This window comes from Microbacterium sp. B24, assembly GCF_000333415.1.
Classification (GTDB): domain Bacteria; phylum Actinomycetota; class Actinomycetes; order Actinomycetales; family Microbacteriaceae; genus Microbacterium.
Genome location: NZ_BADB01000455.1, coordinates 1 through 9,481, shown reverse-complemented (window position 1 = coordinate 9,481; position 9,481 = coordinate 1). Strand labels below are relative to the sequence as shown.

The following is a 9,481-nucleotide window of genomic DNA, read 5'->3' as shown; positions in this document are numbered from 1 at the left end:
GCATGAGATGCGCGACCTCGCGCGCCTCGGTGTCGGCGATGACGTGCCGAAGGCGAAGCGGGCGACCGCCGCCCTGCCGGCCACGCCCCGCCGGTGTTCATCGTGCAGCTGTCGTGGGGCATGGCCGTCGCCGTGCTCGCCGAGGCCGGGCTCAGCTACCTCGGCTTCGGCGCCCCGCTCACCGAGCCCAGCTGGGGGCTGCTGCTGAAGGATCTGCAGCAGTACATCTCCGTGCACCCGCTCAGCGTCGTCTGGCCGGGACTGGCGATCACGATCACGGTGCTGGGGCTCAACCTCCTCGGGGACGCACTGCGCGAGGCGACCGACCCCACCCTCACGCGTCGGCGCACGGCGGCGCAGACCCACACGACGGCGGTGATCTCGTGAGCCTGGTGGCGCGCAATCTGTCGATCGAGATCGACGGTCGCCGCGTCGTGGACGACATCTCCTTCGACGTCCCCGACGGCGCGCGCGTGGGCCTGATCGGAGAGTCGGGGTCGGGCAAGTCCCTCACCGCCCTCGCGATCCTCGGCCTGCTGCCGGACGCCGCCACGGCCACGGGCAGCATCCGATGGAACGAGCGCGAGCTGATCGGTCTGCCGGACCGCGAGCTCGCCCGACTGCGCGGCGATGAGATCGGCATCGTCTTCCAGGAGCCGCGCACCGCCCTCAATCCGATCCGCACCGTCGGCCGCCAGATCGCCGAGTCCGTGCGCATCCACGAGGGCCTCGGGCGCAGGGATGCCGCGGCCCGCGCCATCGCAGAGGCCGAGCGGGTTCGGCTTCCCGAACCCGCCCAGATCGTCCGCCGCTACCCGCACCAGCTCTCCGGCGGTCAGCGCCAGAGGGTGGCCATCGCCATGGCCCTCGCCTGCCGTCCTCGCCTGCTGATCGCGGACGAGCCGACGACGGCGCTCGACGTCACGATCCAGGCCGAGGTGCTCGAGCTGCTCGCCGGCCTCGTCGCGAGGGACGGCATGTCGCTGGTGTTCATCACGCACGACCTGGCGGTGCTCTCCCAGATCGCCACGCACGCCGTCGTACTCGAACACGGTCGCGTGGTCGAGCACGGTCCGCTCTCACGTCTGCTGACCGCGCCGGCATCACCGGTGACCCAGGGGTTGCTGCGCGATGCCACCGCGACGCTGTGGCGACCGGGGGGTGCGGCATGAGTGCGGCCGCCCTGCTGAGCGCGCGGGCCGTCAGCCGTCGCTTCCGCCAACGCGGAACCGGACTGTTCGAGCGGGCACGATGGACCACGGCGCTCGAGGACGCCGACATCGACGTCTTCGAGGGCTCCGCCGTCGGCATCATCGGCGAGTCGGGCTCGGGCAAGTCCACGCTCGTGCGTGTGCTGCTGGGGCTGGACACGCCCACGACCGGCACGGTGACGGTGGCCGGACGCACGGTGGATGCGAGGGCCTCTGCGCGCTCGCTGCACTGGCTGCGACGCGAGACCGGCGTCGTGTTCCAGGACCCCTATGCCTCGCTCGATCCCCGGATGAGCGTCGGAAGGATCATCGGCGAGCCGCTCTGGGCGCTGGAGATCCCGGGCGATCGTCGTGCGCGCGTGCGCGAGGTGCTCGAGGCGGTCGGCCTCGAGGCGGCGATGGCCGACCGCTACCCGCACGAGTTCTCGGGCGGGCAGCGCCAGCGCATCGCCCTGGCGCGCGCGATCGTGCACCGCCCGCGCATCCTCGTCGGCGACGAGCCGCTGTCGGCGCTCGATGTCACCGTACGCGCGCAGATCCTCGAGCTGCTGCGCGAGCTGCGCCAGCGCGAACAGCTCACCCTCGTGATGGTGTCGCACGACATCGGCGTGGTGCAGAACCTCTGCGACGAGGTGATCGTCATGAAGGACGGCCGCATCGTCGAGGAGGGCCCGACGGAGAAGGTCCTGCTCGCGCCGCAGGTCGCCTACACGCGTCGGCTGCTCGCCTCCATCCCGGTGATCGACCCACCGCGGGACTGATCGTTGCGTGGGCGAGGCATCGGACAGGCGCGCACGTCGGATGCCGGGCGTAGGGTGACGCCATGTTCGCCATCGTTCCGCCGTACCTGCTGTCTCGCCTGGCCGCCACCGACGCGCCGCACCTCGCGAACGCCGCAGAGGCCGCCCGCGCGACCCTGGCGATCGCACGGCCCTCCCACCCAGCGCCCGCGCGCGGTCGGGCACGGCTCGATCTGTCGGTCGACGGCGACGCCCTCATCCTGCAGGGAGAGCCGGCGCCCGACCGCGTCATCTCCGACGCGCAGCACCGCGAAACGCTTCCCGGCGTGCGCGTGCGCGGCGAAGACGACCCGGCCGTCGCCGACGTCGCCGTGAACGAGGCCTTCGAGGGGCTGGGCGCGAGCTTCGAGCTGTTCTGGGACGCGTTCGCACGCCGCTCGATCGACGGCGCCGGCGGAACCCTCGCGGCGAGCGTGCACTACGGCGACCGCTATGACAACGCGTTCTGGAACGGCGAGCGGATGGTCTTCGGCGACGGCGACGGTGAGGTGTTCCGGGGCTTCACCTCTTCGATCAGCGTCATCGGGCACGAGCTCGGCCACGGCGTGATCGAGCACGGCGGCGGTCTCGAGTACCAGGGACAGTCGGGAGCGCTCAACGAATCCGTCGCCGACGTCTTCGGCGCGCTGACAGAGCAGCATCGCGCCGGTGAGAGCGCCGCGGAGGCGTCGTGGCTGATCGGGGCCGGCATCTTCACCGACGCCGTTCAGGGCGTGGCGCTGCGCTCGATGAAGGCACCCGGCACGGCCTACGACGACGATGTTCTCGGCAAAGACCCTCAGCCCGCCCACATGCGCGACTACGTCCGCACGAGCGAGGACAACGGCGGCGTGCACATCAACTCCGGCATCCCGAACAAGGCCTTCCACCTCGTCGCCACCGCGCTCGGCGGTCACGCGTGGGAACGAGCGGGCCGCATCTGGTACCTCACGGTGACGCAGGGCGCCGTGCCGCCGACGGCGGATTTCTCGGCGTTCGCGGCGGCGACCACGGCGGTCGCGCAGCGGGAGTACGGTGAGAGATCGGAGGAAGCCGACGCCGTCCGCACCGCGTGGAACGCCGTCGGTGTGACCGGCCGTGACGAACCATCCCGATCCACGCGATCTGCCGGAGACCGCGAATGACGCCGATCCGCACGCCCTGACCGTGAGCATGGTCCGCTCCGGCGGCGTCGCGGGATTCACGCGCCGCTGGCACCTCTCGGCACCTCCCCACGAGAGTGCGCGCTGGAAGCAGCTCGTGGAACGTTGCCCCTGGGATGCCGAGGACAGCGGCGAGCATCTCCCGAGCTCGGCCGCTGCCCCCACCGCGCAGGGCGCCGACCGATTCACCTGGACCATCGAAGCTCACGTCGACGGTCGTTCCCACCGTGCGATCGTCAGCGAGGCGGACGCCGAGGGCGCCTGGCGCACTTTGATCGACGCGGTCCGCGACGCCGCGCCCTCACCCCTCTGAGCGCTCCGAGCGCGAGAACAGCGAGCGCTTCTTCTTCACCGGCGACAGCTGCTTCTGCAGGTAGATCGTGCCGAGCCAGCGGCCGAACTTGAAGCCGACGCGTCCCATGCGTCCGACCTCGACGAAGCCGAGCTTCTCGTGCAGGGCGATGGAGGACTCGGCCCCCTTGTCGCTGATCACCGCGACCATCTGATGGATGCCGGCCGCCTCACTGGCCGCGATCAGCGCCTCCAGGAGCGCGCGGCCGAGGCCCTTTCCCGTCGCCGCCTGGCCGAGGTAGATCGAGTTCTCCACGCTGTAGCGGTACGCCGACTTGGCCGACATCGGCTGCACGAGTGCATAGCCGAGGATCTGCCCGCTGGGCGACTGCGCCACGAGGAACGGCATGCCGAGCTTGGAGAGATGCTCGAGCTTCTCGCGCCACTGGGCAAGCGACCACTTCTTCTCATCGAAGGTCACCACCGAGTTGGTGACGTAGTAGTTGTAGATCTCGCGGATGTCCGGAATATCGCCGTCCCGCACGGGCCGGATCTCGTAGGAGAAGGGGCGCTCCTGCTCGCTGCGGCGCAGGTGCACGGGCAGCCGCCGCCGACTCTTGTCGTACTCCTCCTCCAGCATGGGGCTCAGCCTAAACGCCAGTCGACCGGCGTCGCACCCTGCTGGACGAGCAGCTCATTGACACGCGAGAAGGGACGCGAGCCGAAGAAGCCCCGACTGGCCGACAGCGGCGAAGGGTGGGCGGACTCCACGGTCGGGGTCCCCGCGAGAAGGGGCCGCAGGTTCGCGGCATCCCGCCCCCAGAGCACCGCGACGAGCGGTCGGTCGCGGGCGACGAGGGTGCGAATGGCGTGTTCGGTGACCTTCTCCCATCCCCACCCGCGATGCGATGCGGGAGCTCCGGGGGCCACCGTCAGCACGCGGTTGAGCAGCATGACGCCCTGATCGCTCCATGCGGAGAGGTCGCCGTGCGGTGCCCGTGCGATGCCGAGGTCGGTTTCCAGCTCCTGGTAGATGTTGGCGAGGCTTCGCGGCAGGGGCCTCACGTGCGCGTCCACGGCGAACGAGAGCCCGATCGGGTGGCCCGGGGTCGGGTAGGGGTCCTGCCCGACGATGAGGACCTTGACGTCCGCGAGCGGTCTCGCGAAGGCGCGGAGCACCTTGTCGCCCGCGGGGAGATACGGCCGCCCTGCCGCGGTCTCGGCGCGCAGGCGTTCGCCGAGCGCCGCGATGTCGGGCGCCACCGGAGCGAGCGCGTGCGCCCAATCGGCGTCGATGAGTCCGGCATCGGCCAGCTCGTCGAGGGCCATCGCCATCAGGCGCTCGCCTCCGCGCCCGCATCCTCCTCGATCACAGAACCGGCTGCCGACCAGGGGAAATCGATCCAACGGTCGGTCTCGCGCCAGGAGAAGTCGGGCTGGGCGACACTGCCGGGCTTCGTGTAGATGCACACCGATCGCACGTCGGCATCGGCGTCGCGCAGCATCTTCACCGCGAGGGCGAGTGTGCGACCGCTGTCGGCGACGTCGTCGACGAGCAGGACGCGCTTGCCGGGAAGGTAGCCGAGGTCGAGGTCGGGGGGCAGGAGCGCCGGAGCCTCCAGCACGGTGCCGATGCCGGTGTAGAACTCCACGTTCAGGGCACCGCAGCTCTTGACGCCCAGGCCGTAGGCGATCGCGCCGGCGGGCAGCAGACCCCCGCGGGCGATCGCCACCACGACGTCGGGAACGAACCCGTCCGCCACGATCGATCGGGACAGCGCCCGGGTCGCCTCGCCGAAACCGTCCCATGTCAGTACTTCGCGCTCGCTCGTCACGGCATTCAGCCTAGGCGCCGCTGCGGTGCGCGACACACACGCGTGGCTAGAGTGAACGCCGTGACCTCCTCCTCCGCAGGCTCCTCGACGGCGAAGAGCCCCCGCACCCGCTCGGCCCGCCTTCCCCGGGGCCTCGGCATCACCGCCGGCCTCATCGGATGGTTCATCCTGGTCGAGATCGTCAGCGGCATCCTGCAGGGGTACTACGTGCCGCTGTTCAGCGACATCGTCGTCTCCCTCGGCATCCACGACTCGGACGTCAACTGGTTCGAGGCGGCGCAGCTGCTGCTGTCGGCGCTCGTCGTCCCGGTGCTCGCGAAACTCGGCGACATGTACGGCCACAAGCGCATCCTGCTCATCGCCGCGGTCCTCACGGCCGGGGCGACGTGGTGGCTGGCGTTCGCGACCTCGTTCTGGAGCTTTCTGATCGCCTGGGCGTTGCAGGGCTTCTACGTCGTCTGGCTGCCGTTGGAGATCGCCCTCATCTTCGAGCGCGGCCGGGTGCAGCAGCGCGGAGTGTCGACGACCCGCCGCGCGGCGGGTCTGCTGGTCGTCGGGCTGGAGGTCGGCGCGATCGTCGGCGCTCTCGCCGCCGGACGGATCTTCGCCGCAAGCGGCCAGAACCTCACCGCGACGCTCATCGTGCCGGCGATCGCCGTGACGCTCGTCGCACTCGTCATCTGGATCGGTGTTCCCGAATCCGCCCCGGAGGGTGCACGACGCCTCGACACGAGGGGCTTCGTGCTCCTCGCGTGGGCACTGCTGCTCGTGACGGGCGGTCTGGCCTGGATGCGGATGATCGGTGAGCTGGCGCTCGGCGCCGCCGCCTGGATCTGGGTCGTTGCCCTGCTGCTGGCCGGGGTCGCGGTGTTCGTGTGGTTCGTGCGCTTCGAACTGCGCCAGGACGACCCGGCGGTGGACATCCGGGTGCTGCGCCGACCCGAGATGTGGCCGGTGCAGGCGACGGCCTTCCTCATCGGGATCAGCCTGCTCGGCGCGCAGGGACCGTTGTCGACGTACGCCGGCACCGATCCCTCCCTCGGCTACGGGCTCGGGTTGGATGCCACGGAGCGCTCGAACATCATCGGGGTCTACCTCGTCTCACTCATCGTGGGCGCCGTGTTGTTCGCCGTGACCTCGCGGCGGGCGAGCCCACGGGTCGTACTGATCGCGGCATCCCTGCTCGTGGGTATCGGCTATCTGCTCTTCCTGCCGTTCCACGTGGAGCTGTGGCAGGTGCTGCTCAACCTCTCGATCGCCGGGCTCGGCTGCGGCGCGCTGGTCGGTGCGCTTCCCGCCGCCGCGGCCGCCGCCGCCCCGCGCGGGCAGACCGGCATCGCGACGGCACTGACCAACACGACCAAGACGATCGGCGGGTCGTTCTCCTCAGCCGTGTTCGGCGTGGTGCTCGCGGCCGGCGCCGGCGCCGTGGCCAGCCAGACCGCGGCTTCCCTCGGTGGCTACCTGACGGTGTGGGCGATCTGCGCCGGCGGCGGATTCCTCGCCGCCCTGCTGCTCGTGTTCGTTCCGAAGGTCGCGTTCGCCGACGCCCCCGCGTCCTGACGCCGCCGGCCTCTTCCGCGGGGTCAGGCGCGCGGGCGGAGGCGACCGCGCGCGAGCAGGTGCTGCGCGGACTGGGCGACCGGGCGCATCGTCACCAGGTCGAGGTTGACGTGGCCGGGAGCATGAAGGGCGTACGCGATGACATCCGCGACATCGTCCGCGGTGAGCGGGTGCTCGACGCCCTCGTAGACCTTCTCGGCCGTGGCGCGGTCGCCGCCCAGTCGGTTGAGGGTGAACTCCTCGGTGTAGACCATGCCCGGCGCGACCTCGGTCACGCGGATCGGCTCGCCGTTCAGCTCCAGACGCAGGGCGTGCACGAGCATCGCCTCGCCCGCCTTCGCCGCGTTGTAACCGGCTCCTCCGGGATACGCCGTCTGCGCCGCGGTCGAGGTGACATACAGCGTGTCGGCGTGACCGCCGTCGTCGATCCCTGCCCGCAGCAACGGCAGCAGGGCCGCCGTGACCAGCTGCGCCGAGAGCACGTTCGCCTCGAACATCCAGCGCCAGTCCGCCGGGTCGCCGTCTTCGACCCGGTCGGTGCCCCGCGCGCCGCCGGCGACGTGCACGAGGGCGTGCACCGCCCCGGTGCGCGCCAGGTGCTCGGCCAGCGCCGCCACGTCGGCCTCGTTCGACAGGTCGGCGGCGAACGATGCCGACCCGGTTTCGCGATCCAGCGCGACCAGCCGCTCTGCGCGGCGAGCCACGCCCACCACGTCCCAGCCCGACGCCCGCAGGGCACGGACGGTCGCCGCGCCGATGCCGGAGCTGGCTCCCGTCACCACGGCGCGACGACGATGGTCCTGAGAACTCTCCTGCGGCGAAGTCATGCCCCCACGCTACGTCACGGCAGTCGGATGCCGAGGCGAGTGCGTTCATTACGTCACATTTCCCGACCGTTGTTGACAACGGGCGCGAACTCTACTGTCGGTGATGGCCGCGGCATCCGACCCCGGCTCCCCACCACTTCCGATTCACCCGATGGAGCCCGACATGTCCGCATCCGAGAACTGGCGCTTCGAGACCACGCAGATCCACGCGGGCGCGCAGCCCGACCCCGTGACCAAGGCGCGAGCCACGCCGATCTACCAGACCACTTCCTACGTGTTCGACAACGCCGACCACGCTGCGAACCTGTTCGCGCTGGCGGAGTTCGGCAACATCTACACCCGCATCCAGAACCCCACGCAGGACGTCGTCGAACAGCGCATCGCGGCCCTCGAGGGGGGCACCGGCGCCCTCCTCGTCGCGTCGGGCCAGGCAGCGGAGACGTTCGCGATCCTCAACATCGCGGAGGCCGGCGACCACTTCGTGTCGTCGAGCTCGATCTACGGCGGCACCTACAACCTCTTCAAGTACACGCTGGGCAAGCTCGGCATCGAGGTCACGTTCGTCGAGAACCAGGACGACCCGGAGGAGTGGCGCCGCGCGGTCCGCCCCAACACGAAGCTGTTCTTCGCCGAGACGATCGGCAACCCGCAGATCAACGTGCTCGACATCCGCACCGTCGCCGACGTCGCTCACGAGGCCGGTGTGCCGCTCATCGTCGACAACACGATCGCAACGCCCTACCTCATCCGCCCGTTCGAGCACGGCGCCGACATCATCGTGCACTCGGCCACCAAGTTCCTCGGCGGCCACGGCACCGTCATCGGCGGCGCCATCGTCGACGGCGGCACGTTCCCGTGGTCCGAGCACGCCGACCGCTTCCCGGGCCTGACCACCCCCGACCCCTCTTACCACGGCGCGATCTACACGCAGGCTGTCGGCGACGGCCTGGCTTACGTCATCAAGGCACGCGTGCAGCTGCTGCGCGACCTCGGCGCCGCCATCTCGCCGCAGAGCGCCTGGCTGCTCATCCAGGGCATCGAGACCCTGTCGCTGCGCATCGAGCGTCACGTGCAGAACGCGCAGGAGATCGCCGAGTGGCTGGAGAACCACGACGACATCGCCTCGGTCAACTACTCCGGCCTGCCGACCTCGCCCTGGTACGCGGCCGCGAACCGCTACGCCCCGAAGGGCGTGGGCGCGGTGCTGTCGTTCGAGCTCAAGGGCGGCGTCCAGGCCGGTCGCGAGTTCGTGAACGCGCTCGAGCTCTTCAGCCACCTCGCCAACATCGGCGATGTCCGCTCGCTCGTCATCCACCCGGCATCCACGACGCACTCGCAGCTGACGCCGGAGCAGCAGCTCACGACCGGTGTGACCCCGGGCCTGGTCCGCCTGTCGGTGGGTCTGGAGAACGTCGAGGATCTCAAGGCCGACCTCGAGCAGGCCCTCGCCGCCGCGCGCAAGGTCTCCGAGGCCGCCCGCGCCTGAGCCCTGCCCCGCCGCGGAGCAGCACACCCGTCCCCGACGGGTGCACGAACTCCGCAGGATGCCGCGAACTCCGCAGCCGGAAACGCTTCCCGCTGCGGAGTTCGTGCGTTTCTGCGGACATGGTGGTCGTAAGCGCACGGCGAGCGCGTGCGCCACCCGGCCGTAGGATCGATCGATCGTTCATGGACGCGGAGTGACAGATTGCTTGACGACGTGCTCGGCACCCTCCTCGGAGGAGCCATCGGCGATGTCATCGGTCACGTCATCAAAGCACCCTTTCATCCGCGCAAGCAGAGCCGTGGCAAGATGCGCGCAGCCTTGCGCGT

10 protein-coding genes and 1 pseudogene are annotated in these 9,481 nt (G+C 70.3%); 7 read left to right on the top strand and 4 right to left on the bottom strand.

Going from position 1 to position 9,481, the window contains the following annotated elements; translation table 11 throughout:
- Positions 1-90: 90 nt before the first annotated feature.
- The 5 genes and pseudogenes from I5I_RS13590 to I5I_RS13570 all read left to right on the top strand — a co-directional run.
- A pseudogene (locus I5I_RS13590) lies at positions 91-387 on the top strand (ABC transporter permease subunit); the annotation flags it as partial.
- Positions 384-1,172: an ATP-binding cassette domain-containing protein gene (locus I5I_RS13585; protein ID WP_036320843.1), complete on the top strand. Its 789-nt coding sequence runs from the start codon at positions 384-386 to the stop codon at positions 1,170-1,172. The pseudogene I5I_RS13590 and the gene I5I_RS13585, both read left to right, overlap by 4 nt.
- Complete coding sequence (locus I5I_RS13580) at positions 1,169-1,972, top strand: ABC transporter ATP-binding protein (RefSeq protein ID WP_036320851.1); 804 nt, start codon at positions 1,169-1,171, stop codon at positions 1,970-1,972. Before I5I_RS13585 ends, I5I_RS13580 begins: the two co-directional genes overlap by 4 nt.
- Before the next feature lie 62 nt (positions 1,973-2,034).
- Entirely contained in the window at positions 2,035-3,135 is a 1,101-nt protein-coding gene (locus I5I_RS13575) for a M4 family metallopeptidase (RefSeq protein WP_036320841.1), read from the top strand.
- 28 nt (positions 3,136-3,163) lie between these two features.
- A complete protein-coding gene (locus I5I_RS13570; protein ID WP_231560271.1) occupies positions 3,164-3,466 on the top strand; it encodes a protealysin inhibitor emfourin in 303 nt (100 codons plus the stop codon).
- On the opposite strand, the gene I5I_RS13565 is transcribed toward I5I_RS13570, so the two are convergent.
- The 3 genes from I5I_RS13565 to I5I_RS13555 are packed head-to-tail and all read right to left on the bottom strand — an operon-like array spanning position 3,455 to position 5,279.
- Positions 3,455-4,084 carry a GNAT family N-acetyltransferase gene (locus I5I_RS13565; protein WP_036320838.1) on the bottom strand — a complete coding sequence of 210 codons (630 nt, stop codon included), beginning with the start codon at positions 4,082-4,084 and terminating at the stop codon, positions 3,455-3,457. The genes I5I_RS13570 and I5I_RS13565 overlap by 12 nt on opposite strands.
- 5 nt (positions 4,085-4,089) lie before the next feature.
- Positions 4,090-4,779, bottom strand: a complete 690-nt coding sequence (locus tag I5I_RS13560; protein ID WP_036320835.1) for a uracil-DNA glycosylase — start codon at positions 4,777-4,779, stop codon at positions 4,090-4,092.
- Complete coding sequence (locus I5I_RS13555) at positions 4,779-5,279, bottom strand: phosphoribosyltransferase (protein WP_016463342.1); 501 nt, start codon at positions 5,277-5,279, stop codon at positions 4,779-4,781. Before I5I_RS13555 ends, I5I_RS13560 begins: the two co-directional genes overlap by 1 nt.
- Positions 5,280-5,339: 60 nt before the next feature.
- On the opposite strand from I5I_RS13555, the gene I5I_RS13550 reads away from it, so the two are divergent.
- Complete coding sequence (locus I5I_RS13550) at positions 5,340-6,842, top strand: MFS transporter (protein WP_187289961.1); 1,503 nt, start codon at positions 5,340-5,342, stop codon at positions 6,840-6,842.
- Positions 6,843-6,865: 23 nt separating this feature from the next.
- On the opposite strand, the gene I5I_RS13545 is transcribed toward I5I_RS13550, so the two are convergent.
- Positions 6,866-7,669: an SDR family oxidoreductase gene (locus I5I_RS13545; RefSeq protein WP_051039636.1), complete on the bottom strand. Its 804-nt coding sequence runs from the start codon at positions 7,667-7,669 to the stop codon at positions 6,866-6,868.
- 163 nt (positions 7,670-7,832) lie between these two features.
- Between I5I_RS13545 and I5I_RS13540 the strand changes: the two genes are divergently transcribed.
- On the top strand, positions 7,833-9,155 hold the full coding sequence (locus I5I_RS13540; RefSeq protein WP_036320828.1) for a bifunctional o-acetylhomoserine/o-acetylserine sulfhydrylase: 1,323 nt from the start codon (positions 7,833-7,835) through the stop codon (positions 9,153-9,155).
- Positions 9,156-9,481: the final 326 nt, after the last annotated feature.